Annotated in this window: 19 protein-coding genes; 5 read left to right on the forward strand and 14 right to left on the reverse strand. The window is 62.7% G+C overall.

Annotated features, from left to right (window positions below):
* Positions 1 to 13 precede the first annotated feature (13 nt).
* The 14 genes from purF to leuC form a co-directional block, all read right to left on the reverse strand.
* Positions 14 to 1,534, reverse strand: a complete 1,521-nt coding sequence (gene purF, locus RN347_RS09545; RefSeq protein WP_263587028.1) for an amidophosphoribosyltransferase — start codon at positions 1,532 to 1,534, stop codon at positions 14 to 16.
* A gap of 99 nt (positions 1,535 to 1,633) precedes the next feature.
* Entirely contained in the window at positions 1,634 to 2,224 is a 591-nt protein-coding gene (locus RN347_RS09550; protein ID WP_263587027.1) for a CvpA family protein, read from the reverse strand.
* Between the two features lie 2 nt (positions 2,225 to 2,226).
* Entirely contained in the window at positions 2,227 to 2,898 is a 672-nt protein-coding gene (locus RN347_RS09555) for an SPOR domain-containing protein (protein WP_263587026.1), read from the reverse strand.
* 58 nt (positions 2,899 to 2,956) lie between these two features.
* Complete coding sequence (folC, locus tag RN347_RS09560; protein ID WP_311958015.1) at positions 2,957 to 4,246, reverse strand: bifunctional tetrahydrofolate synthase/dihydrofolate synthase; 1,290 nt, start codon at positions 4,244 to 4,246, stop codon at positions 2,957 to 2,959.
* Positions 4,239 to 5,243 carry an acetyl-CoA carboxylase, carboxyltransferase subunit beta gene (gene accD / locus RN347_RS09565; RefSeq protein ID WP_311958016.1) on the reverse strand — a complete coding sequence of 335 codons (1,005 nt, stop codon included), beginning with the start codon at positions 5,241 to 5,243 and terminating at the stop codon, positions 4,239 to 4,241. Before accD ends, folC begins: the two co-directional genes overlap by 8 nt.
* Positions 5,244 to 5,342: 99 nt before the next feature.
* Positions 5,343 to 6,146: a tryptophan synthase subunit alpha gene (trpA, locus tag RN347_RS09570; protein WP_311958017.1), complete on the reverse strand. Its 804-nt coding sequence runs from the start codon at positions 6,144 to 6,146 to the stop codon at positions 5,343 to 5,345.
* An 8-nt stretch (positions 6,147 to 6,154) separates the two neighbouring features.
* Positions 6,155 to 7,342 (reverse strand): tryptophan synthase subunit beta, encoded by a 1,188-nt coding sequence (trpB, locus tag RN347_RS09575; RefSeq protein WP_263587302.1) that lies wholly within the window; start codon positions 7,340 to 7,342, stop codon positions 6,155 to 6,157.
* A gap of 145 nt (positions 7,343 to 7,487) precedes the next feature.
* The gene (locus RN347_RS09580; RefSeq protein WP_311958019.1) at positions 7,488 to 8,117 is read right to left on the reverse strand and encodes a phosphoribosylanthranilate isomerase; all 630 of its coding nucleotides are present in this window, start codon (positions 8,115 to 8,117) and stop codon (positions 7,488 to 7,490) included.
* A gap of 21 nt (positions 8,118 to 8,138) precedes the next feature.
* Entirely contained in the window at positions 8,139 to 9,098 is a 960-nt protein-coding gene (gene truA / locus RN347_RS09585; RefSeq protein WP_311958020.1) for a tRNA pseudouridine(38-40) synthase TruA, read from the reverse strand.
* A 33-nt stretch (positions 9,099 to 9,131) separates the two neighbouring features.
* Positions 9,132 to 11,315, reverse strand: a complete 2,184-nt coding sequence (locus RN347_RS09590) for a FimV/HubP family polar landmark protein (protein WP_311958021.1) — start codon at positions 11,313 to 11,315, stop codon at positions 9,132 to 9,134.
* A gap of 176 nt (positions 11,316 to 11,491) precedes the next feature.
* Complete coding sequence (asd, locus tag RN347_RS09595; protein ID WP_263587019.1) at positions 11,492 to 12,604, reverse strand: aspartate-semialdehyde dehydrogenase; 1,113 nt, start codon at positions 12,602 to 12,604, stop codon at positions 11,492 to 11,494.
* Between the two features lie 98 nt (positions 12,605 to 12,702).
* Complete coding sequence (leuB, locus tag RN347_RS09600) at positions 12,703 to 13,785, reverse strand: 3-isopropylmalate dehydrogenase (RefSeq protein WP_311958024.1); 1,083 nt, start codon at positions 13,783 to 13,785, stop codon at positions 12,703 to 12,705.
* Between the two features lie 29 nt (positions 13,786 to 13,814).
* Positions 13,815 to 14,462 (reverse strand): 3-isopropylmalate dehydratase small subunit, encoded by a 648-nt coding sequence (leuD, locus tag RN347_RS09605; protein ID WP_311958027.1) that lies wholly within the window; start codon positions 14,460 to 14,462, stop codon positions 13,815 to 13,817.
* A 3-nt stretch (positions 14,463 to 14,465) separates the two neighbouring features.
* On the reverse strand, positions 14,466 to 15,935 hold the full coding sequence (gene leuC, locus RN347_RS09610) for a 3-isopropylmalate dehydratase large subunit (RefSeq protein ID WP_263587016.1): 1,470 nt from the start codon (positions 15,933 to 15,935) through the stop codon (positions 14,466 to 14,468).
* A gap of 183 nt (positions 15,936 to 16,118) precedes the next feature.
* Between leuC and RN347_RS09615 the strand changes: the two genes are divergently transcribed.
* The 5 genes from RN347_RS09615 (at position 16,119) to RN347_RS09635 (ending at position 23,197) form a co-directional block, all read left to right on the forward strand.
* A complete protein-coding gene (locus tag RN347_RS09615) occupies positions 16,119 to 16,991 on the forward strand; it encodes a LysR family transcriptional regulator (RefSeq protein WP_263587015.1) in 873 nt (290 codons plus the stop codon).
* Between the two features lie 207 nt (positions 16,992 to 17,198).
* Positions 17,199 to 19,625 carry a poly-beta-1,6 N-acetyl-D-glucosamine export porin PgaA gene (pgaA, locus tag RN347_RS09620; RefSeq protein WP_311958029.1) on the forward strand — a complete coding sequence of 809 codons (2,427 nt, stop codon included), beginning with the start codon at positions 17,199 to 17,201 and terminating at the stop codon, positions 19,623 to 19,625.
* Entirely contained in the window at positions 19,625 to 21,577 is a 1,953-nt protein-coding gene (gene pgaB, locus RN347_RS09625) for a poly-beta-1,6-N-acetyl-D-glucosamine N-deacetylase PgaB (protein WP_311958030.1), read from the forward strand. The genes pgaA and pgaB overlap by 1 nt, the downstream gene beginning before the upstream one ends.
* Positions 21,574 to 22,848, forward strand: coding sequence for a poly-beta-1,6-N-acetyl-D-glucosamine synthase (pgaC, locus tag RN347_RS09630; RefSeq protein ID WP_311958031.1), 1,275 nt, complete (start codon positions 21,574 to 21,576; stop codon positions 22,846 to 22,848). The genes pgaB and pgaC overlap by 4 nt, the downstream gene beginning before the upstream one ends.
* Positions 22,814 to 23,197, forward strand: coding sequence for a PgaD family protein (locus tag RN347_RS09635; RefSeq protein WP_263587011.1), 384 nt, complete (start codon positions 22,814 to 22,816; stop codon positions 23,195 to 23,197). The genes pgaC and RN347_RS09635 overlap by 35 nt, the downstream gene beginning before the upstream one ends.
* The last annotated feature ends 126 nt before the right edge of the window (positions 23,198 to 23,323 follow it).

Consider the following 23,323-nt stretch of genomic DNA (forward strand, 5'->3'; position numbering starts at 1 on the left):
ATCCGTGGGCGTGTCAGTCGTCCAGATCGTCGTCCTGGTTGTGCATGTCGACCAGCGCGTGATCGCCGGCGCTTTGATCCTTGGCGGCATCGTTGCGGTTGGCTTCCAGCACGGCCAGGTACGCCTCATCGATATCGCCGGTCACGTAGTGTCCGTCGAAGACCGAGCAGTCGAACTCCTTCATGTCGGGGTTCACTTCGCGGCACGCCTCTTTCAGGTCGTCAAGGTCCTGATAGAAAATGCGGTCGGCGCCGATCAGCTCGCCCACTTCCGCTTCCGTGCGCCCATGAGCGATCAGCTCCGAGGCAACCGGCATGTCGATGCCGTAGACGTTCGGGTAGCGAACCGGCGGCGCGGCGGAGGCGAAGTAGACGTTGCGCGCGCCGGCGTCGCGAGCCATCTGGATGATCTGCTTGCAGGTCGTGCCGCGCACGATGGAGTCGTCCACGAGCAGCACGTTCTTGCCGCGAAACTCGACGTCGATCGCGTTGAGCTTTTGACGCACTGATTTTTTGCGCTGGGTTTGGCCCGGCATGATGAAGGTCCGCCCAATGTAGCGGTTCTTCATGAACCCTTCGCGATAGGTCACGCCCAGGTGCTGTGCCATCTCCAGCGCCGAGGTGCGCGAGGTATCGGGAATCGGGATGACCACATCGATATCGTGATCCGGCCACTCGTTGAGGATACGATCGCCAAGCTTGCGGCCCATCTGCATGCGCGTGCCGTACACATAGGCGCCGTCGAGCAGCGAGTCCGGGCGCGCGAGATAAACGTGCTCGAAAATGCAGGAGTAAAGCTCGGGGCGATCCGCACACACCTGGGTGTGGTAGTTGCCCTGCATGTCGACGAAGATCGCCTCGCCCGGGCCCAGGTCGCGCTCGAGCTCGAAGCCACCGACATCCAGCGCCACGGACTCGGACGCGATCATGACCTCCTGGGTATCGCCCTCCTGACGGGTACCGAACACCACCGGGCGAATGCCGTGCGGATCGCGAAATGCGACCATGCCGAAGCCGTTGATGATCGCTACCGCCGCATAGCCGCCCTTGCAGCGACGATGCACCCGGCGCACCGCATCGAAGATGTCCTCGGCGGTCAAATGCAGGCCTTGCTTTCCGAGCTCGTGGGCGAACACGTTGAGCAGCACTTCCGAATCGGAGCTCGTATTGATGTGGCGAAGATCGGTCGAAAAAAGCTCCTGCTTCAACTGCTCGGAGTTGGTCAGGTTACCGTTGTGCGCCAGCGCAATGCCGTAGGGCGAGTTGACGTAAAACGGCTGGGATTCGGCTTCGCTCGAGGAGCCCGCCGTTGGGTAGCGCACGTGACCGATCCCCAGATGACCTTTCAAGCGCGCCATGTGGCGGGTGTGGAAGACATCGCGCACCAGGCCATTGCTCTTGCGCAGTAGAAAGCGTCCCTCGCTCCACGTCATCATGCCCGCGGCGTCCTGCCCTCGGTGCTGAAGTACGGTCAGCGCATCGTAAATGCCCTGATTCACCGCTTGCCCGGCCAGAAGGCCCACAATACCGCACATTCGTGTTACCTCTCTTTGTGCTGCGGCTTACCCCAAGGCAAGCTCGAGCGTGTTCAAACCTGAATGTTACTTGTCCGCCATCGCTATTTCCCCGCCGCGTCAACGCACGTTCGAGGAGGGCAAAGGCGCACTCGAGGAGTCGTCCGACGGCCCAAACGAGCGAAGCTCGGGCAGGCTGATATCGCGAAGCGATTCGGGCGCTCGGGGAAGCTCGCGCTCCCATTGATTAAGCTGGCTGACGGCCCAGTCTCTTAGTTCGATGAAGGGGGGGCGTAGGCTCGCCTGCTGCCAGGCCTGTAAATCCGAAAACGGCGTCAAGGTGATCAGGACCGTGGCGATCAACAGCACCACTACGCCCCGGGCCAGGCCAAAGGCGGCGCCGGCGAAGCGGTTCAAAAGCCCCATGCCGACCCACACGATCGCTGCGTGCACCAGTCGAATCACGATGCCGCAAAGCAGAATCACCGCAAAGATCACCAGCGCAAAGGCCAACACCAGCCGCGCATCGTAGCTGTCGATCATGCCGCTCAAGAGCTCGGCGACCGGGTCGGCGAGCACCCGGGCCACCATTAGCGCCACGACCCAGGCGCTCAGCCCCAGCGCTTCACGAACGAAGCCACGCAAAAACCCCACCATCATGGACAGCGCCATCACGGCCAGAAACAGCGCATCGAGCCAGGTGAGCGCCATCGTCAATCTCTAACCCGCACCAGCAGCCCCTGAACGTTGGCCCGCTGTTTGATCAGCGCCATCGCCGACTCGCCCTCTTCCGAGGTGGCATAGGGGCCGACGTAGACCGAGGTGAGGTTGTTGTCCCGCGCGCGGCGAAACGCGCTGAACCCCTGGTTCGAAAGCTGCTCCGAGAGGCGCTGGGCGTTGGAGATATCGCCGAAGCTGCCAACTTGAACCGCCCACTCACCCTGCGCTGCAGTCGCTGGTGCCGAGGCGGATTGGCTCGCACTCGATGACGTGCTCGACGTTGCCGTGTTGGCCGCCACGATCTCGGCGATCGGGTCTGACTGGGCCGGCGCCTCTTCTGTCGGCTGCGAGGCGTTGGAGCCACTCTGGGCGGCGGCGACGCGATCGGTGAGGGGTGCCCGGGGGTCGGCCGGCACGGCATCAATAGCCTCCTGACCATCGCCACCCTGGGCCGATTCACCGTCGGTCAGCGCCTCGACGCTCGCCGGTGCCTGGGGCGCGGGAACGTCACGACGCGCCACGCTTTCGGGCTGTTCGATGACGAACGTTGGCTGAGGACGCTCCTCGCGAGGAGCCGGGTCGCCCATCAGCCATGGCACGAAAATCGCCAGCAGCGCCAGGAGTATCACGATTCCGCTAATGCGTTCCGCTTTACCGTATTTCATATCCCTCTCCTTACAGCGTGGGGCCGGCTCGAGCGCCAGATGTAGCGCGGTGGCTGTGTCAGGCCTGCGGCAGCGGGTACTCCAAAAGCGCGGCAACGGTTTTGAACGACCCCATGGCGAGTACGCGATCACGGCCGTCGAGCTCGGCCCCAATGATGTCGACGCCCTGTGTAGGAGAATCGGCCAAAGCGTGAACCACGCCGCCCTTCGCTCTAATGCGCTCGGCAAGATCCTCGGCGGGCCGCCCGCGCTCACCGTCAAGGCTTACGCAGACCCAGTCGCTGATGCAAGGCATCAGGGCCTCCAGCACGCCATCGGCGTCCTTGTCCTTGAGCATACCGATCAGCGCCCACTGGCGAGCGCCTTCGTCGAGCGTTGGCAAACGGCTGGCGACATAGCGTGCGGCGTGAGGGTTGTGACCTACGTCCAGGCACCACTGCCCGATCCACTGCATCCTGCCGGCCACGATCAGCGAGCGAAACGCCTGGTTGACCAGCGCGGCGTCGAAGCTCACGCCGACGAGTGCAAGCGCCTGGAGTGCGGTGGCGGCGTTATCGATGGGAAGCCCCGGGTCGATGAGCGCATCCAGGGAGACGGTGTCGCCTTCGTCGGTCAAGCCGTGCCAGCACCAGCGGGTGATCAGATCGTTACTCGCCTTGGCGTCAGCGCTGTGCTTGAAGGCCACGCCCAGCGCATGAAGCGTCGAGGCCATTTCGATAGCGGTCTCGGCGACGCTCACCGGCAGAGACCGGCTGCCTAACACGGCGGGCTTCAGCGGCCGGAAAATACCGGCTTTTTCGCGACCGATCTGCTCAATGTCGGTGCCCAGGTAATCGGCGTGATCGAGGGCGACAGTCGTCACGATACTCACGTCCGGCTCAACGATATTGACCGCGTCCAGACGCCCACCCAATCCCACTTCCAGAAACGCCAGATCCAGCGCCTGCTGAGAAAGACACCACAGCGCACAGAGCGTTCCCGCCTCGAAATAGGTCAGGCTGATCGCCGGCTCCTGAGTGCGCGCCTTTTCGACCCGCTCGAAGCCTTCGATCAACTCGGTGTCACCGGCAAGCTGGCCGTTGATCGTTACGCGCTCGTTGTAGCGTACCAGGTGCGGCGAGGTATAGGTGCCGGTGCGGTAGCCGTGAGCGCGGGCGACGACCTCCATCATGGCAAGCGTCGAGCCCTTGCCGTTGGTGCCTGCCACCATGACTACGCGCGTGGCGACCGGTCGCTCCAAAAGGCCCATGCGCTCGGCCACGTTTGACACGCGCTCGAGCCCCATGTCGATACCCACCGGGTGCAGGGTTTCCAGGTGTTCGAGCCAGCCGGCTAACGTGTCAGGCATTGCGGTTGGCTTCATCGTTTGAAGAGCCGGTCGGGGCCGCCTTGGACTTGGCTTCGACCTCGCTTGCCAACGCCTCCTCGTCTACCACCGGCTCATTGACCTCGGCCGCTGCCTCGACGCTCTCCTGATCAAGAGGGCGCGCGCTCTGGTGGGTGAGCTTGCGCAGTACGCCGCCGACCCGCTCGCGCATTTCGTGGCGATGAACGATCATGTCGACGGTGCCGTGCTCGAGCAAAAACTCGCTGCGCTGGAACCCTTCCGGAAGCGTTTCGCGCACCGTCTGCTCGATGACCCGCGGGCCGGCAAAGCCGATCAGCGCGTTGGGCTCAGCGATGTTGAGATCACCCAGCATCGCAAGCGACGCCGACACGCCGCCGAAGACCGGGTCGGTCAGCACGGAGACATAAGGCACGCCCGCCTGCTTGAGCTTTTCAAGCGCCGCGGAGGTCTTGGCCATCTGCATCAGGGAGAACAGCGCCTCCTGCATGCGCGCCCCGCCGGAGGCGCCAAAGCAGACCAGCGGAATTTCCTCTTCGAGGGCGACGGTCGCCGCGCGGACGAATTTCTCGCCCACGATCGCGCCCATCGAGCCGCCCATGAAGGTGAATTCAAACGAGACGGCGACGATCGGCAGACCGTCGAGCTCGCCGCGCATGGCGATCAGTGCATCCTTCTCGCCGGTCTCCTTCTGAGCGGCGCTCAAACGGTCCTTGTACTTTTTGGAGTCCTTGAACTTGAGCCGGTCGACGGGTTCGAGATCGGCGGCGATCTCCTGGCGCCCTTGCTTATCCAAAAACCAGTCAAGGCGTTTGCGCGCGGTCAGCCTCAAGTGGTGGTCGCACTTGGGGCAAACGTTTTGATGTTTTTCCAGCTCCGGCAGGTAGAGAACCGCTTCACACTTGGGGCATTTACGCCAAAGACCGTCGGGCACGCTGGCACGACGGTCCTTACGCTGGATACGGCCCATGGAGGGTACGATTTTGTCTAACCAGCTCATATCAAAAAGGCTTCCGTAGTCGTCAACGCCCGGCCTTGCCAGGCTGTGAGTGTCGTCGATCAAAGTTCGTCATAAAAACAGTTTAGCCGATGAAGAGGCTCAGGCGTCCATCGCGGTGCGCATCTCGGCAAGCACGCTTTTAAGCTCGCCGGCGATCACCTCCGGCGTCTCCAGATTGTCGGCAATGCGGTTCACCAGCGCACTGCCGACGATGACCCCATCGGCCACCTTAGAGACTTCGGCGGCGGTGACGCCGTCCCGAATGCCAAAGCCCACGCAGAGCGGGAGATTCGTCATTTCACGCAGCGGCGCGAGATGCTCGGCCACGTCCTGGGCGTTGAGCGTGGCGGCGCCGGTGACGCCCTTGAGCGACACGTAATAAAGGTACCCTTCACCGTGGGCGCATATTGTAGCGGCTCGGGCATTGGAAGTGGTAGGTGCAACCAGGAAAATTGCCGCCAAATCACGTGCTTTCAATAGCGGCCCGAACTCCTCGGCCTCTTCTGGCGGCATGTCCACCACCAGTACACCGTCCACGCCAACGCTTGCCGCCCGGTCGGCGAAATGGGCATAGCCAATGCGTTCGATCGGATTCAGATAGCCCATCAGCACCACCGGCGTTTCACTATCGGCCTGGCGAAACTCGGCGACCATGTCCAGAAGGTCCACCAGCCGGGTGCCTTTGGAGAGTGCGCGCTCGCAGGCCTTTTGAATCACCGGGCCGTCGGCCATGGGGTCGGAAAACGGCACGCCCAGCTCGATCACGTCGGCACCGGCCTCGACCAGGGCGTGCATGAAGCCCACGGTGTGCTCCGGGCCCGGGTCGCCGGCGGTGATGTAGGGGATCAAGGCCTTGCGGCCCTGGCGTTTGAGTTCGTCGAAGCGCTGATCGATACGGTTCATGCTCACCCTTAAAACTTGAGTCCATCAATGTCGGCAACGGTCATGATGTCCTTGTCGCCACGACCCGAGAGATTGACCACGATATGCTGGTCAGCACGCATGGTCGGCGCCAGCACCTTGGCGTGCGCCAGCGCGTGGGCGGACTCCAGCGCCGGCATGATGCCTTCCATGCGGGTCAGCTCGCGAAACGCCTCGAGCACCTCTTTATCGTTGGCAGCCACGTAGTTGACGCGCCCGGCATCCTTCCAGAGCGAATGCTCCGGACCCACGCCCGGGTAGTCGAGCCCGGCAGAGATCGAGTGAGTGTCCGACACCTGCCCCGCTTCGTCAGACATCAAATAGGTACGGTTGCCGTGCAGCACGCCTCTGGGGGCATTGGAGGCCAAAGGGGCGGCGTGGCGGCCGGTTTCGACGCCGTCGCCGCCGGCTTCGACGCCGTACATGGCGACATCGTCATCCTCCAGAAACGGGTAAAAGAGCCCGATGGCGTTGGAGCCACCGCCCACGCAGGCGACCAGCGCATCCGGCAGCCGACCGATCTGCTCGAGCGACTGTCTGCGCGCTTCCCGCCCGGTCACGGCGTTGAAGTCACGCACCAGCTGTGGGTACGGGTGCGGACCCGCCACGGTGCCGATGATGTAGAAGGTGTTATCGACGTTGGTGACCCAGTCCCTGAGCGCCTCGTTCATGGCGTCCTTCAGCGTGCGCGTGCCGGACTCGACCGGAATCACCCGAGCGCCAAGCAGGTGCATGCGGTAAACGTTGAGCTTCTGGCGCTCGACGTCCGTCGCACCCATGTAGACGTCACACTCAAGCCCCAGCCTTGCTGCGACCGTGGCGGTGGCCACACCGTGCTGGCCGGCACCGGTTTCGGCGATCACCCGAGGCTTGCCAGTCTTTTTCGCCAACAGCGCCTGGCCAATGGTGTTGTTCACCTTGTGCGCGCCGGTGTGGTTCAGATCCTCGCGCTTGAGCCAGATCTGCGCGCCGCCGAGCGCCTCGGACCAGCGTTTGGCATGATAAAGCGGCGAGGGTCGGCCGACATAATGGGCCAGATCGAAATCGAACTCGGCCTGAAAGTCCGGGTCGTCGCGCAGGCTGGCGTAGGTCTTTTCCAGGTCTTCGAGCGCGAAGCTCAGGGTTTCCGACACGAAGCGACCACCGTAGGGGCCGTAGTGGCCGCGCGCGTCCGGCATTTTGGTCAAATCGCTGAACCGGGTCTTCACAGTTTCGGTATCACCAGTCGCTGAAACAGTCACAGAGGTACCTCACAAGATCGCCCGAGCAGGCAAACGGTAAATGAACGTGGTTATTGAGTGAATAGAACCTGATGGCCTCGACTCAGTGGCAAGCCCCGGCGTCGCCGAGTGCTACCTGGCGCACGAAACCGCTCATCGCCACCGGGTCCTTGACGCCCGGGGCGGCCTCGATACCACCGGAGACATCCAGCGCAAAAGGCGCTACGCGCGCCACCGCGTCACCGGCGTTGGCCGGGGTCAATCCACCGGCGAGGATAACAGGTTTTTCGAGATCTGCGGGAATTCTGGACCAGTCGAAGGTTTCCCCAGTTCCGCCGGGAACGCCCGGGCGATAGGCATCGAGCAGCAGCGCCCGGGCGCCCGAGTACTCCCGCGCCGCGCGCTGAAGATCCACGTCGTCGCGCATGCGCAGCGCCTTGATCCAGGGCCGCCCGAACTGCTCGCAAAACGCCGCTGATTCGTTGCCGTGGAACTGCAGCAGATCGAGAGTCGGCAGACACCGCTCAATGACCTCCACCGGCTGGTCGACGAAGAGCCCGACCCTTGTGACGAAGGCCGGCACTCGGGCACTCAACGCCTCCAGACGCGCTTGGGAAACGGCGCGCTTGCTGCCCGGCCACATGACAAAACCCAGCGCGTCGACGCCAAGGCCCACGGCGGCGTCGATATCCTCCGCTCGGGTCATTCCACAAAACTTGATGCGCGTGCGCATGGCGCTTCTCCGGATAACGGGCTATGACTTCGCTTGGGTGTCGCTGACCGAGTTCTCGCCGGCAGGCAAAGGCGCTTTTGGAGCAAACGAGAGCTTGCGGCGAGCGGCGATGCGCGGATTGTCTGGAAGCGTTCGATCACCGGTCCACTCACCGGTGAACGCCAGAAGATGGGGCCCCAGCGGCTCGCGGGGAAGCGCGAAGCGCTCGTCGAAGACCGAGTCGACGAAGTGAAGCCCGCAGGCCGGCGCGGTGACGTCTCCATCCCGGCGGCTTTTCTTCGCCAGTAGCGCCGCAATGTAGCTTTCATCCTTTGCGCCGCGCCCCACGCTTGCCAGTGCCCCCGCGATATTGCGGATCATGTGGTGCAAAAAGGCGTTGCCCTGAATGTCGATTACCACCAGCTGTCCGTGGCGGCTGACTTCGCAAAAATGCATCTGCCGCCAGGGCGTTTTGGATTGGCACCCCGCCGCGCGAAAGCTCGAAAAGTCGTGCTCGCCCACCAGCGCCTGGGCGGCGCGATGCATGGCGGGCGCATCCAGCGGGTCGCGACACCAGGTGACCTGATGGCGCTCGAGCACCGGGCGGCTGGGCTGGTTCAAGAAGACGTAGCGGTAGCGCCGTGCCAGCGCCCCCAGGCGAGAGTGGAAATCGTCGCCGACCGGTTTGACCCAGCGAATGGCGACATCCCTGGGGAGGTTGGTATTGGCGCCGAAGATCCAAGCCTTTTCGCTGCGCGCGGCCGGCGGGTCGAAGTGAACGATCTGGCGGGTCGCGTGGACGCCGGAGTCGGTGCGACCGCTTGCGTGGATCTGCACCGGCGCGCCGGCCACTTTAGCCAGCGCCTCCTCCACCGCCGCCTGAACGGAAGCGGCGTGCTTCAAGCGTTGAAAGCCGTAAAAGCGCGTGCCGTCGTATTCGATACCGAGCGCCAGCCGTCCGTCGAGCGGCGTGGTTTCATCGAAATGGTAAAAAAGCGTCATCAGCCACGCCGTATTGGAAATCAGGGAAAAGGGTCAGCCATTATCCCGACGTCGCGGTTTAAATGCTACCTCCTCGATTTCCCACTCGGGGCTCGACCCCGGCGTCTCAATGGCGGGTGACGGATACTCCTCCAGGGTAGACGGCGTTTCATCGGTAGCCGTCAGGCTTTCGGGCCGGTAGTCGATGGTGTAGCTGGACGGCCGAGCCGGCTTTTTAGGCGCCAGCGCCAGCGCTTCCTCCTGCGGTTGCTCTGTTGGGGCGGGTGCGGGCTCCTTGACGCTCGGCGACATCGACGGTGCTTCCTCTTCCCACTCGCTTGGCGCTGGCCGAACGCGCGCCTGGCCGCTCAAGGCGCGACGCTCGAGCGCCAAGGTCTGTGGCGCGGGCGCCTCGGTGATGGCGTGAAAGGTCGGGGGTTCTTGTGCCTCGCGGGCGCGTTCTTTCTCGCCGAGCGACACGTTTGTCGGCGCGGGTTCCTCAACGGCGGCGGGTGGCACGGCGGCGGGCGGTTCGGGCTGGTGGGCGGCCTCCGGTGCAGGCGCTTTGGTTGGCTCCACGGGCGCGGCACTTGCCGGCGCGGCGGGCTTTACGGTGGGCTCGGCCCGGGCGGGGCCGGCGGGTGCGGGCCTGGCCGACGCGTCAGGGCTCACGGGCGGCGGCGCAGCGACTGGGGCAGGCTCCCACTGGCGCTCGCGGCGTTTGCGACTGATCACCATCGCGGCCAGCAATAGCGCCAACCCAAGCCCTACCGGCCAGACCCAGTGCTCGCGTAAAAGCGCCAGTGGCCCGAGAGAAACCTGGCGGGCGCTGCTTTGCGCCGCCGTACTGGGCGCCGGTGCGTCAGGCGCTACCGCGCCAGATAGCGTTTGGGTCGTTGGCGTCTGAGCAGGAGTCGAGGCCAGGGCGCGCACCTCGTCGAGCGCCTGGCGCAGCTCGGCCACCTCAAGTGTGAGCGACTCGATCTCGGCGGCCTGGCGCGCCTGCTCGTCGAGCATCGCGCGATACTCGCTTTCCGTCGGTGCGGCCTCGACCGTGGCAAAGGGTGAAAGCGACGCCAGCACCTGGCCCAGCACGTCGGTCGAGAGCGGGCTGTTGGCCCAGGCCCGACCGTCGGGGATCGGCTCGCCGCTGACCGCCAGTGCCGCCTCGATACTTTGCGGTGTGACCTCCCGGCTCGGCGCCTCACTGGCCAGATCGTTCATCAGCGCAAGCGCCTCGACCAACTCGCCACCGTCCCCTGCGACCTCTTCGCGCTCTTCTTCTCCAGCGCTTTCCGCCATCAGCGGCGCGTCCGTGGCTGGTGAGCGCTCGCTGGGTGCAGGCGCCTCGGTTGGCAGACGCTCGGCGGAATCTGCGGGCTCTTCAAGCGGAGCGTTTTGCGCCATTTGTGAGCTGGAGGCCGGCGGCGGGTCGGACTCGATACCGGGCGCCTGGGTCGCCGCGCTTCGCGCAGTGACGGCCTGCGCCGCCTGCTGCGGGCTAAGGCGCAACGCCTGCTCTCGTCCCGGGATCTCGAGGCGCTGGCCAACCCTGAGAGTATCGATGCCACCGCTTTCGAAGGCCGCCGGGTTGGCATCGGCCAGGGCGATGACCATCTGCTGAACGTCGACGCCGGGCGGGCGGGTGCGAAGCGCGATGTTCCACAGCGTGTCGCCGCGGGCGACCGTAGCATAGGAACTGACTGATGAGGGCGTGTTTGGCTGAGACGCCGCAGGCGCTGGCCGCGGCGTGCTGGACGCTCCGGCAGCTGCCGGCGCCGGTTGCGAAGGCGAGGAAACCGGCGCGGGAGTGGCGGCAAGCCCAGTGTCCGTCGTGCCGGGCAGATAATCCACCGGGTCAAACAGCAGCGTAACCATCTGCGTCTGGCGACCGCTCGGGGTGGTCAGCGTAATCAGCACGTCGAGCCAGGGCGTATCGACGGCGCGGGCGCCGTTCAAGCGTAAGAACGTACGCCCGTTCTGACGCACTGGCATGACCTCGACGTCAGAGAGCAGCGGCGACCAGGCAAGGCCCAGAGCGCTGAAAGCGGCGGGCTCGGCCACGGCTGCGTTGATATCCTCGACACGCAGATTATCGGCGGCCAGCAGGCTGATCCTGGCATCGAGCGGTGCCTGCAGCGGCGAAAGCGTCGTGGCCGGCCCGAACTCTACGGCAAGCGTTGCCGGACTGAGCGTTGCAAGAGCGCACCAGACGCCCCCGGCGAGCGTTTTTTTCATCCAGGCCCCTCGAGATTGATTACCCAGCGCCCACCGCGCAGGCACTCCATCATACTTTATTACCATACCCCAGTGAGTACGACCCTCCTACGCGAGTTTAGCGATTTTTTTAGCCGGGCAAATAAAAAGGGAGGCCGCCTGGGCCTCCCTTTTTCAAGCGATGACGACGCTCGCGATCAGTGCTCGCGCAGAATCTTCAGCATGCGCTTGAGCGGCTCCGCCGCGCCCCACAGAAGCTGGTCGCCAACGCTAAAGGCGGAGAGATACTCGCCGCCCATGTTGAGCTTACGCAACCGCCCTACCGGCACGTCCAGCGTGCCGGTCACGGCGGTCGGCGTGAGGCCGGCGATGGTCGCTTCCTTATCGTTGGGAATCAGCTTGACCCAGTCGTTATGCTTGGCGATGCGGTCCTCGATCTCGTCGAGCGGCACATCCTGCTTGAGCTTGATGGTGAACGCCTGGCTGTGCGAGCGCATGGCGCCAATGCGCACGCAAAGTCCGTCGATCGGAATCGGGTTGTCGCCAAGCCCCAGAATCTTGTTGGTCTCGACGAAGCCCTTCCACTCTTCGCGGCTTTGACCGCTGTCGAGCTTGCTGTCGATCCAGGGGATCAGGCTACCGGCCAAGGGTGCTGTAAAGTTCTCAGTGGGGAAATCTCCCCCGCGCATTTTGGCGGTCACCTGGCGGTCGATCTCCAGAATGGCGCTGGCCGGATCGGCAAGCTCCGACGCCACGCTTTCGCGCAGATCGCCCATCTGGTTCAAAAGCTCGCGCATGTGCTTGGCGCCGGAGCCGGAGGCGGCCTGGTAGGTCATCGAGGTCATCCACTCGATCATGTTGGCCTCGAAAAGCCCGCCTAGCCCCATTAGCATCAGGCTGACGGTACAGTTGCCGCCCACGAAGGTTTTAGCGCCCTTGGCCAGCTGCTCGTCGATGACGTGGCGATTGACCGGGTCGAGCACGATGGTCGCTTCGTCTTCCATGCGCAGGGTGCTGGCGGCGTCGATCCAGTAGCCGTTCCAACCGCTGTTGCGCAGATCGCCGTACACCTTTTTGGTGTAGTCGCCGCCCTGGCAGGTAATGATCACGTCCAGCGCCTTGAGCGCCTCGATATCGAAGGCGTCCTTGAGCGCAGGCACGTCGACACCGATGTCGGGGCCTGGCTGGCCGACCTGAGAGGTGGTGAAGAACACCGGTTCGATGCCGTTGAAATCACCCTCTTCCTGCATACGGTTCATGAGTACCGAACCCACCATGCCCCGCCAACCGACAAAACCGACCTTCAACATGCTTTGATCTCCCGTAAATTGAATCCTGTCTCACCACTATAACAAAAGACGTCGGCCGCTGCGCAAAGCGGCCGACGCCGTGGAAAACGAAGCGACCATCAGGCCAGCGCGTTGAACGCCTCGATCACCGCGTCACCCATCTCGACGGTGGACACGCTGGCTTCGCCTTGCTTTGCGATGTCTGCCGTGCGAAGGCCCTGGTCGAGCACGTTGCCCACCGCGGTTTCGATGCGCTCGGCCAGGCCGGCTTCGTTCAGCGAATAACGTAGCATCATGGCTACCGACAGCATCATGGCCAGCGGGTTGGCGATGTTCTTCCCGGCGATATCCGGGGCGCTGCCGTGGCAGGGCTCGTACATGCCCTGGCCAGTTTCGTTGAGCGAAGCCGAGGGCAGCATGCCGATGGAGCCGGTGAGCATGGCGGCGGCATCCGACAGGATATCGCCGAACATGTTGCCGGTGACCACCACGTCGAACTGTTTGGGCGCGCGCACCAGCTGCATGGCGGCGTTATCGACGTACATGTGCGAGAGCTCGACGTCCGGGTACTCCGGCGCCAGCCGCTCCATGACTTCGCGCCACAGAATGGTGACCTCGAGTACGTTGGCCTTGTCCACGGAGCAGAGTTTCTTTCCGCGCTTTTGCGCCATCTCGAAGGCGACCCGGCCAATGCGCTCGATCTCACTTTCCGAATAGATGTAGGTGTTGAAACCTACGCGCTCGCCGTCACGCTCCTCGATGCCGCGGGGCTGGCCAAAGTAGATGCCGCCGGTAAGCTCGCGCACGATCATGATATCGAGCCCGGCCACCAGTTCAGGCTTCAGGCTCGAGGCGCTGGCCAGCTGCGGATACAAAAGCGCCGGGCGCAGGTTACCGAAAAGCCCGAGGTTCTTGCGCAGGCCCAAAAGGCCCTTCTCAGGACGTCTGGAGAGATCCTCGATCTTGTCCCACTTCGGACCGCCGACGGCGGCGAGAAGAATGGCATCGGCAGATGTGGCTTTTTCAAGCGTCTCAGCGGGCAGTGGCTCGCCATGAGCGTCATAGGCGCTACCGCCCACCAGGGCTTCTTCGACCTCGATATCGAGCCCTGCGTCCTGGCAGGCTTTCAACAGGCGCGCAGCCTGGGCGGCGATTTCCGGGCCGATACCGTCGCCGGGCAGCAGCAATACTTTCTGGGTCATACGAATTCCTTAAAAAGCGTCGGTAAACGTCAAGCACTCTGACGGAAAAGCCACGGGCGCGCCTGGCGGTGCTTCTCCTCGAAAGCGCGAATGGCGTCCTCGTCCTGCAGCGTAATGCCGATATCATCCAACCCTTCGAGCAGGCAGTGCTTGCGAAAGGCGTCTACCTCGAAGGGGAAGGCGTCGCCGCCGGGCGTGGTCACGCGCTGATTTTCCAGATCGACGTCGAGCCGGTAGCCCTGCATCGCTTCGACTTCCTGAAACAGCTGCTCGACCTGCTCTTCGGGCAGCGTGATCAGCAGAATGCCGTTCTTGAAGGCGTTGTTGTAGAAGATATCGGCGAAGCTTGGCGCGATGACCACGCGAAAACCGAAGTCTTCCAGCGCCCAGGGGGCGTGTTCGCGGGAGCTGCCGCAGCCGAAGTTGCGCCGGGCGAGCAGCACCTGGGCGTCCTGGTAGCGCGGCTGATTGAGCACGAAGCCGTCGTTGAGCGGGCGCTTGGAGCAGTCCTGGCCGGGCTGGCCCTCGTCGAGGTAACGAAGCTCGTCGAACAGGTTCACGCCAAAGCCGGTGCGCTTGATGGATTTAAGAAACTGCTTCGGAATGATCAGGTCGGTGTCGACGTTGGCGCGATCCAGCGGTGCCACCAGACCCTTGATGCGTTCGAACTTTTTCATGGCTTAGGCCTCCTGGGCGTGGTTGGCATCATTGGCGGGGAGCGTGCGCACGTCGACGAAGTGGCCGGCGATCGCGGCGGCGGCGGCCATCGCCGGGCTCACCAGATGGGTGCGCCCGCCGTAGCCCTGACGGCCCTCGAAGTTACGGTTCGAGGTCGAGGCGCAGTGCTCGCCGGCGCCGAGCTTGTCGGCGTTCATCGCCAGACACATCGAACAGCCCGGCTCGCGCCACTCGAAGCCCGCGTCAGTAAAGATTTTGTCGAGGCCTTCGGCTTCCGCCTGGCGCTTCACGAGCCCCGAGCCCGGCACCACCATGGCGAGCTTGATGGAGTCCGCCACTTTCTTACCCTTGGCGACCTTCGCGGCCTCGCGCAAATCCTCGATGCGCGAGTTGGTGCAGGAGCCGATGAACACCTTGTCGAGTTTGATATCGGTGATCTTCTGGTTCGCCTGCAGGCCCATGTACTCCAGCGCCCGGGTGTGGCTGCGCTTGACGGTGTCATCGGAGGCGGCCAGCGGATCCGGCACCTGGCCGGAGATGCCGGTGACCATTTCGGGGCTCGTGCCCCAGCTCACCTGAGGCTCGATCTCTTCGGCCTTGAGGGTCACGACCTTGTCGAAATGAGCATCGTCATCGGACACCAGCGCGCGCCAATCGGCCACCGCGGCCTCCCACTGCTCCTCGGTCGGGGCGAAGGGGCGTTTGGCCAGATAGTCGATGGTGGTGTCGTCGACGCCGATCAGGCCCACCCGGGCGCCGGCTTCGATGGCCATGTTGCACACGGTCATGCGCCCTTCCATCGATAGCGAACCGATGGCGCTGCCGGCGAACTCGATGGCGTAGCCGGTGCCGCCGGCGGTGCCGATCTCACCGATGATCGCCAGCACCACGTCCTTGGCGGTCACGCCAAGGCCAAGCTCGCCTTCCACCCGCACCTGCATGTTCTTCATTTTTTGCGCCAGCAGGCATTGGGTCGCCAGCACGTGCTCGACTTCCGAGGTACCAATGCCGTGGGCGAGCGCGGCGAAGGCGCCGTGGGTCGCGGTATGGGAGTCACCGCACACCACGGTCATGCCGGGAAGCGTGGCGCCCTGCTCCGGGCCCACCACGTGCACGATGCCCTGGCGCGGGTCGTTGATCTTGAACTCTTCGATGCCGTACTCGACGCAGTTGTCGTCGAGTGTCTGTACTTGGATCAGCGAGACCGGGTCTTCGATGCCACTGTTGCCGGCGGCGCGCTCCTTCTGCGTCGTCGGCACGTTGTGATCCGGCGTTGCCAGGTTGGCATCGAGGCGCCAGGGCCTGCGCTTGGCCAAGCGCAGACCCTCGAAGGCCTGGGGCGAGGTCACTTCATGGAGCAACTGGCGGTCGATGTAAATGAGCGCGGTACCGTCGTCGCGCTGCTTGACCAGATGCTGATTCCAGAGTTTGTCGTAAAGGGTTTGACCTGACGTGGCGTGTTGCTCTGACATGCTGCTCTCCCGGGCGGTGCCCTGCTGATTCGGTCCGGTGCTATTTCAAGCCGCCTCTTCGGGCGTTATAGGGTCAATCGTTATGTATAGCGTCAGTGTTACGCGCCTCGCGCATAAAAGCAATTCATGTTATTCATGCAATAGATTCCATAATGGAATAGCAGCCCACCGAGTAAAAACGCCATGGATACCCAAAGTCTGCAGGCTTTCATTGCCGTCGCCGATACGCAGAGCTTTTCGCGGGCCGCCGAGCAGCTTCATCTTACCCAGCCGGCCATCAGTAAGCGCATCGCCACGCTCGAGACCCAGGTAGGCGCGCGGCTTTTTGATCGCATCGGGCGGCGCATTTCGCTGACGGAGGCGGGCCGGCTACTACGGCCTCGCGCGCTTCATATCATGCAGTCGGTCGAAGATAGCCGACGGGCGCTGGCCAATCTTTCCGGTCAGGTAGGCGGAACGCTGACGCTCGGCACGAGCCATCACATCGGGCTTCATCGTCTGCCGCCGATCTTGAAGCGCTACACCGAGCGCCATCCGAACGTGGCGCTGGACCTTCGCTTTCAGGACTCGGAGCTCGCCTACCAGGGCGTCATCGATGGCACGCTCGAAATCGCCGTAGTCACCCTCGCCCCGACACCGTCCGAACAGCTCGAAACGGCCGAACTCTGGCGTGACAGACTCTGCTTCGTCTGCGCGCCGGATCATCCGCTGGCGCGTAAGCAGACACCACTCACCCTGGACAGGCTCAGCACCTTTACCTGTGTCATGCCCGGGCTCAAAACATTCACTCACTCGCTGATCGAAAAGCGCTTTCTTGGAGTCGGGCTTACGCTGTCCGTGGGGATGGCGACCAACTACCTCGAAACGCTTAAAATGATGTGCAGCGTTGGGCTTGGCTGGAGCGTACTGCCGGAAAAAATGCTCGACGACACACTTGTGGAACTAAACGTTGAAACGCCGCCCATTGAGCGCCCACTTGGCTATCTCGTCCATACCGATCGGACGCTCTCCAATGCGGCCAGGCAGATGATCGAGGCGCTGACGGCAAGCTATTGAAAAGCTGTACGAGTGGCTTTCATTCTAATGATAAAAATAAAATTAAAACCTATTAAAAGGCATTAATTACACCTCGTTTAAAAACGAAATAGGCACTTATATCGTTCAATTTTCTTCCTGATTTTACATTAAGTAAACTCCTATACACTAAAAGTTACATTTACTTACACAAATGTGACCACTCTAGCCTGTGTAGGATACGCCCCCATGCAAAGCCCTCTTCGCCGCTTTTGGCCTCTTGGCCTGCTCGCAAGCCTGATGGCAGGAGCGGCCCATGGTCAAAGCACCACGGATCTCACCCGTGAAGCACTGGTTCTAGACGCGCGGGAGGGCAACCTGACCTCCTCGATCAGCGGTCTCGAAACGCTCTATCGACAGACCGGCGATGCGTGGGTGCGTGCTGATTTGATCGCGCTTCTACTGCGCGCCGAACGCTTCGACGATGCGCTGGCCGTTTGCGCCGGCTGCTCTCTGGAGCAGTACCGCTCCAATGAACTCGAAAACCTTGGCGGCGCGGCGCGGCGCGTGCAGGCTTTTGATCAGGCGCTGGCCTTCTATCAGACGCTGGCGCGGCGCGACCCGCAAAATGGCCAAGGGTATCTAGGGCAGGCGCTGGTCAATACCGACCTCGAGCGCTACACCCAGGCTCAAATCAACCTCGAGAACTACGAGCAGGTCGCGGGCACGACGGCGCAGGGGCTGGAGGCGCGCGGCTATCTTGCCTCGCGCACGCAAAACGCCACCCAGGAGCTCGCTGCCCGCCAGGCGCTGATCGAGCGGGATCCGAGCAACACAAGCGAACTGCAGGCGATTTACCGCCTGGCGGTAGGTTTGGGCGCCAGCGGCGCGGCACGCGATCTGATGAATCAGAATCCGGACGTTTTCAGTGCCAGCGACCGGCTTTGGCTGGCCTATTACGCAGCGGTCACCGATATTCGCCTTGGCATTCATACCGATACACCCTCGCGCACTGCAAGCGGGCTCAGCCAGCTCGAAACCGTGCTGTCCAACGCCGAGCTTCCCGATCAGCTCAAAACGCTGGCCGAGTACGACAAGGTGGTCGCGCTTGCCGAGCTTCGACGCTTTAGTGAAGCCGAGGCACTCTCCAAACGCCTGGAGCTTCAGCACGGCACCCTGCCCGATTACGTGCTCCGCGCCCGTGCGCTGGCACTTGGCGGTCTTGGCCACCCCGATGAGTCCGCCACGCTCTATCGCGGGATCATCGCGCGCTCGCCGGGTATGGCGATCAACCCGGACGATCCACTCAACGAGGGATTGTTCTTTAGCTACACCGATGCGCAGCGCTTTGCCGAAGCCGACCGGCTATTAAAAAGCTGGCTCACTCAGGAGCCGGAGTACCGCTGGGACTTTACCCGCACGACGCAAATTCCCAACGCCAACTACCAAAAGGTACTGCTGCTCGACGTGCTGCTGACCGCCTGGCGCGGCCGGATAGGAGAAGCAAGCGACAGGCTGGCGGCCTATCAGGACCAGGCGCCTGGCGACCCTTACCTGGCGATTACCCAAGGCGATCTCGAGCGTATTCGAGGCTTGCCGCGAAAAGCCGAGGCCACGTACCAAAGCGCCGAGCCCATGCTTGCGCCGGATCAGCGCTATCAGGCCGAGCACGGCGTCCTTTTATCGCGGCTTCAGCGCGGCCAGTGGGCCGGCACGACGGATGCAATCGCCCGCGAGATCACTGATGCCCGGCCCAGCCCGTCCCGCGATGAGCTGGCCCGCGAGTGGCGCGAGGCCCGTGCCCCGCAGCTGAGCGCTTCGTTTACCCGGAGCAGCGGCGAAGGCGTGAGCACCCAGGCATCGAAAGAGTGGCGCTCGCAAGTGCGCCTCGACGGGCCGCGCAATGCTCAAGGGTCGCGCCCGTTCATCACTCAAACCAATCAGTACGGCGAGTTCGACGATCAGGACCTGCGCGCGGGCACGACCGTTGCGGGCTACGAGCTCAATCTGTACCCGGCAACGGTGGTCCTGTCGGCGGGTCACGGCGCTCAACTGGGCAATGACTTCGTTGCTCAGGCCGAGCTCAGATACGCCGCCAGCGATCACGTGACGGCCACCGTCGCGGCGGAGCACAACACCCTCGACACCCCGCTTCGCGCGCTCAACGACGGCGTCAGCGCCGACCGCTATCGCGGTGAAATCGCCCTTTACCGCGACGAGCGCGGCGCAGGCGCCCTTGGCGTGTCGGCGATGGATTTCGATGACGGCAACCTGCGCCGATCGGCCTACGGCTACTGGCGCGAGACGCTCTATCACCTGGACCGCTGGCAGGTGAACGGCGAGGCCCAGGTCGCGGCATCGGCCAATGACGAGGTCGAGGCGAGCTACTTCAACCCCGAGCGCGATGCGAACGTGGCGGGCGTGCTGTCGGTGAACTACGAAATCCCGCTGGACTACCGCCAAAGCTTCATTCAAACGCTGTCGCTCGGCGCTGGACGCTACTGGCAAAAAGAGTTCGACGACGAGAACACCTGGTCGATCGGCTACGGCCACCGTTTCGAGCTTGCCCCCACGTTCAGTCTCGAATACGGCATCACCCGCGAACGCGCGGTGTATGACGGCATTGCCGAGTACGACAACACCTTCACCGCTGGCTTTATCTGGAGATTCTTGTAATGCACTGGCGCACGCTCATTACCGGTCTGGTGTTGCTCTTGTTGAGCGTTCAGGCGCACGCCGAACGCACCCCTGACGATTTCGTCGTCATCAGCTACCACGACGTGGTCGACCGTCAGGTCACGCCGAACCTGCCGATCTACCCCCAGACCATTACCCGCGCCCGACTGGTCGAGCACTTCAACTTGATCGATGCCGAGGGCTACCGGCCGGTCAGTTTTCAGCAGATCCTCGATGCCCGTAACGGCGGCGCACCGCTGCCGGACAAGGCGGTCCTGTTGACCTTCGACGACGGCTACGCAAGCTTTTACGACATCGTCTTTCCGCTGTTGAAGCTTTATGATTTCCCCGCCGTCCAGGCCGTGGTGGGCAGTTGGCTCGACGTGCCTGCCGGCGGCCAGGTGCCCTACGGCAATATCACCCTACCCCGCAGCCGTTTTTTGAGCTGGGATCAGGTCCGCGAGCTCGACGAGTCGCCGCTGGTCGAGATCGCCTCGCATACTTTCGATCTTCACCAGGGTGTGCTCGGCAACCCTCAGGGCAACGAGCAGGGTGCGGCGGTCACCACGATCTGGAACCGCCAGACCGGCTACGAAAGCGAAGCCGCTTATACCGCGCGCATTCGCGCCGACATGGCCCGCACCCGCGATCAGTTCGAGGAGCACCTGGGGCGCGAACCACGCATGATGGTCTGGCCCTACGGCGCCTACAGCCAGGCGACTTTGGATCTGGCCGCCGAAGTGGGCATGCGCTACACCTTCAGCCTTTTGAGCTCGCCCAACCGCTCAGGCGAGTCGCTTGCGAGCATTCACCGCTACCTGATCGATCAGGAGACCAGCCTGGAGACCTTGGGCGAGATTCTCGCCAACAACGTGTGGGAGAAAGAGTCCCTTCGCATCGTACACGTGGATCTGGACTACGTTTTTGATCCGGACCCGGTTCAGCAGGAGCAGAATCTAGATCGACTGATTCAGCGTATCTATAGCTACGGCATCACCACGGTTTATCTCCAGGCGTTCGCCGACCCGGAGGGAGACGGCGTTGCCAACGAGCTCTATTTCCCCAACCGCCACCTGCCGATGCGTGCCGATTTGTTCAACCGCGTGGCCTGGCAGCTCAAAAAGCGCGCCGGTGTGAAGGTGTACGCTTGGATGCCGGTGCTCTCCTTCGATCTAGGTGACGACCATCGCTACGTTCTCAACGACCGCACCGGAGGCGAGGCGCCGGAGCACTACCGCAGGCTCACCCCATTCGATGCCGACAACCGCCGCATCATCAACGAGATCTACCAGGATCTGGGGCGTCTGACCAAGTTCGACGGCGTGCTCTTTCACGACGACGCCTTTTTCACCGATCACGAGGACGCAAGCCCGGCGGCACTCAGCGCCTATGAAAACGCCGGCCTGCCCGGTGATATCGAAACGCTTCAGCAAGAGGCTCAGATGCCGCGCTGGACCGACTTCAAGGAGCAGTACCTGGCGGACTTTACTCGGGAGCTTTTACGCTCGGCCAACTACTACCGTCAATCGGACAACAAGGCGTTCACCAGCTCGCGCAACCTGTATGCCACCACGATCATGAACCCGGAAAGTCAGCAGTGGTTCTCGCAAAGCCCCGAAGGCTTCGCTCAGGCCTACAACTACGTGGCGGTTATGGCGATGCCTTACATGGAGGAGGCAGACGACGACCCCAACGGCTGGCTCAGAGAGCTTGCTCGGCGTTCACTTTCCCGGGTCAGTGCCCAGCAGCTCGTGTTCGAACTTCAAACTCAGGACTGGCGTACCCAGACACCGATTCCGAGTGAAGAGATCGCCGAGTGGATCCGTATTCTGCGAGAGGAAGGTATCAAGCACATCGGCTACTACCCGGACGATTTCCATGAAAATCATCCCAATATCGACGTGATCAGACCGTACTTTTCCCAGGGCCAACGCTTTAGAAAACTGCCATGAACCTACTCGACCTTCTGGCCACCTTTACGCTTGGCTACCCAAGTGTCATGGCCACCATCTGGATCTGCGGTGGCGTGTATTTCTACCTGCACTGGGAGCGCAAGCAGCCCACGACGACCCCGTTTCAGTTCGACCCGTCGGCGCCGGCGGTCACGGTGCTGCTGCCCTGTTACAACGAGGGCCTGAACGTCGACGAGACGGTGCAGCACCTGTTCAAGCAGAACTACCCGAACATGGACGTCGTGGCGATCAACGACGGCAGTCGCGATGACACGCTGGCTCGCCTACAGGCGCTCGCCGCGCGCTACCCCAAATTGACGGTGCTGGATCAGCCCAACCAGGGCAAGGCCAGCGCCATGAACAACGGCCTGGCCCACGCCAGCGGCGACATCATCGTGGGCATCGATGGCGATGCGATTCTCGATTACGACGCCGTCGGCTTCATGGTCAGCCACTTCGTCGCAAGCCCTCGGGTGAGCGGCGTCACTGGCAACCCCCGGGTGAGAACCCGCTCGACGGCGATCGGCAAGATTCAAACCGGCGAGTTCTCTGCGATCATCGGCCTGATCAAACGCGCCCAGCGCATCTACGGCATGGTGTTCACCATCTCGGGCGTCATCTGCGCATTTCGCCGTCAGGCGATCGAGAAGATCGGTGGCTGGAGCACCGACATGATCACCGAAGACATCGATGTGAGCTGGCGGCTTCAGCTCGACGGTGGCCAGGTTCGCTACGAGCCCCGCGCCATGTGCTGGGTGCTGATGCCGGAAACCCTGCGCGGACTTTTCAAGCAGCGCCTGCGCTGGGCCCAGGGCGGTGGCGAAGTGTTTCTGCGCTACTTCACCCAAACCATGCGCTGGAAGAACCGTCGCTTCTGGATCCTGATGCTCGAGTACATCGTCAGCGTCGTCTGGTGCTACTCGGTACTGGCGCTGATCGTTGCGTGGCTGGTCAGCAAGGCGCTGACGCCGGACGAGTGGCCGGTGACCGGCAGCGTGCTCTCCTATTTCAGCAGCATTTTGATTTTCATCAGTTTCATTCAGTTTTCGGTGAGTTTTTACATCGACAGCCGTTACGACCGCGACATTCTCAAGTGCGTTTACTGGAGCATCTGGTACCCCTTCGCGTACTGGATACTCAACCTGGTCACCGTGATCATCGCCTTCCCCAAAGCGATGACGCGCCAAAAAGGACGGCTAGCCACCTGGCAAAGCCCCGACAGAGGAGAGCCCTTCAATGAGCAACAAGCTGATGCCCGTGATCATCGATAACCCTTGCCAAAAATGCTGGCAGTACCGCACGCGCGATACCGTGATGGCGCTGGCAACGCTCGGCTTGTGGCTGGTAGTACTTTCAAGGCTGCACACGTTCTACACCGTCGAGGACGCCATCATCGAACAGCTCTACAGCTCGACGATGCTGCAGCTGCTGGCGGCAGGCTTCATCGTCACGTTCCTGACCTTTCATTTGTGGGCGGTGTACAACCGCTACCTCTACAAAAACCTTCTGCGCCGCGCCGAACGCGTCGCCGCTATCCCGTTAATCGAGAATGAGTACGCAGCGCCCTTCTCGACCGACATGGGTACGATTTTCCAGCCGGAGAAGGAAGTAGTTCGCTAATCGTTTTCAAAAAAGTACTACGTAAAACGCCCGGGTCGACGTGCATCGCCCGGGCGTTTTTCTTTAAGGCCAGTGCCAACGCTCCGTTGATCTGGAGAACGTACCGCTTTCAAGCGTTTAACCCAC

The sequence above is a fragment of the Halomonas sp. PAMB 3264 genome, assembly GCF_031954245.1.
Lineage (GTDB): Bacteria > Pseudomonadota > Gammaproteobacteria > Pseudomonadales > Halomonadaceae > Vreelandella.

Bases quoted from the DNA above. Each gene is read 5' to 3' on its own strand.
- pgaB (WP_311958030.1), top strand. From the start codon at position 19,625: ATGCACTGGCGCACGCTCATTACCGGTCTGGTGTTGCTCTTGTTGAGC.
- RN347_RS09555 (WP_263587026.1), bottom strand. From the start codon at position 2,898: ATGAAATACGGTAAAGCGGAACGCATTAGCGGAATCGTGATACTCCTG.
- leuB (WP_311958024.1), bottom strand. From the start codon at position 13,785: ATGACCCAGAAAGTATTGCTGCTGCCCGGCGACGGTATCGGCCCGGAA.
- pgaA (WP_311958029.1), top strand. From the start codon at position 17,199: ATGCAAAGCCCTCTTCGCCGCTTTTGGCCTCTTGGCCTGCTCGCAAGC.
- RN347_RS09635 (WP_263587011.1), top strand. From the start codon at position 22,814: ATGAGCAACAAGCTGATGCCCGTGATCATCGATAACCCTTGCCAAAAA.
- RN347_RS09550 (WP_263587027.1), bottom strand. From the start codon at position 2,224: ATGGCGCTCACCTGGCTCGATGCGCTGTTTCTGGCCGTGATGGCGCTG.
- leuC (WP_263587016.1), bottom strand. From the start codon at position 15,935: ATGTCAGAGCAACACGCCACGTCAGGTCAAACCCTTTACGACAAACTC.
- pgaC (WP_311958031.1), top strand. From the start codon at position 21,574: ATGAACCTACTCGACCTTCTGGCCACCTTTACGCTTGGCTACCCAAGT.
- leuD (WP_311958027.1), bottom strand. From the start codon at position 14,462: ATGAAAAAGTTCGAACGCATCAAGGGTCTGGTGGCACCGCTGGATCGC.
- RN347_RS09590 (WP_311958021.1), bottom strand. From the start codon at position 11,315: ATGAAAAAAACGCTCGCCGGGGGCGTCTGGTGCGCTCTTGCAACGCTC.
- accD (WP_311958016.1), bottom strand. From the start codon at position 5,243: ATGAGCTGGTTAGACAAAATCGTACCCTCCATGGGCCGTATCCAGCGT.
- RN347_RS09580 (WP_311958019.1), bottom strand. From the start codon at position 8,117: ATGCGCACGCGCATCAAGTTTTGTGGAATGACCCGAGCGGAGGATATC.
- folC (WP_311958015.1), bottom strand. From the start codon at position 4,246: ATGCCTGACACGTTAGCCGGCTGGCTCGAACACCTGGAAACCCTGCAC.
- purF (WP_263587028.1), bottom strand. From the start codon at position 1,534: ATGTGCGGTATTGTGGGCCTTCTGGCCGGGCAAGCGGTGAATCAGGGC.
- asd (WP_263587019.1), bottom strand. From the start codon at position 12,604: ATGTTGAAGGTCGGTTTTGTCGGTTGGCGGGGCATGGTGGGTTCGGTA.
- truA (WP_311958020.1), bottom strand. From the start codon at position 9,098: ATGACGCTTTTTTACCATTTCGATGAAACCACGCCGCTCGACGGACGG.
- trpB (WP_263587302.1), bottom strand. From the start codon at position 7,342: ATGCCGGACGCGCGCGGCCACTACGGCCCCTACGGTGGTCGCTTCGTG.
- trpA (WP_311958017.1), bottom strand. From the start codon at position 6,146: ATGAACCGTATCGATCAGCGCTTCGACGAACTCAAACGCCAGGGCCGC.
- RN347_RS09615 (WP_263587015.1), top strand. From the start codon at position 16,119: ATGGATACCCAAAGTCTGCAGGCTTTCATTGCCGTCGCCGATACGCAG.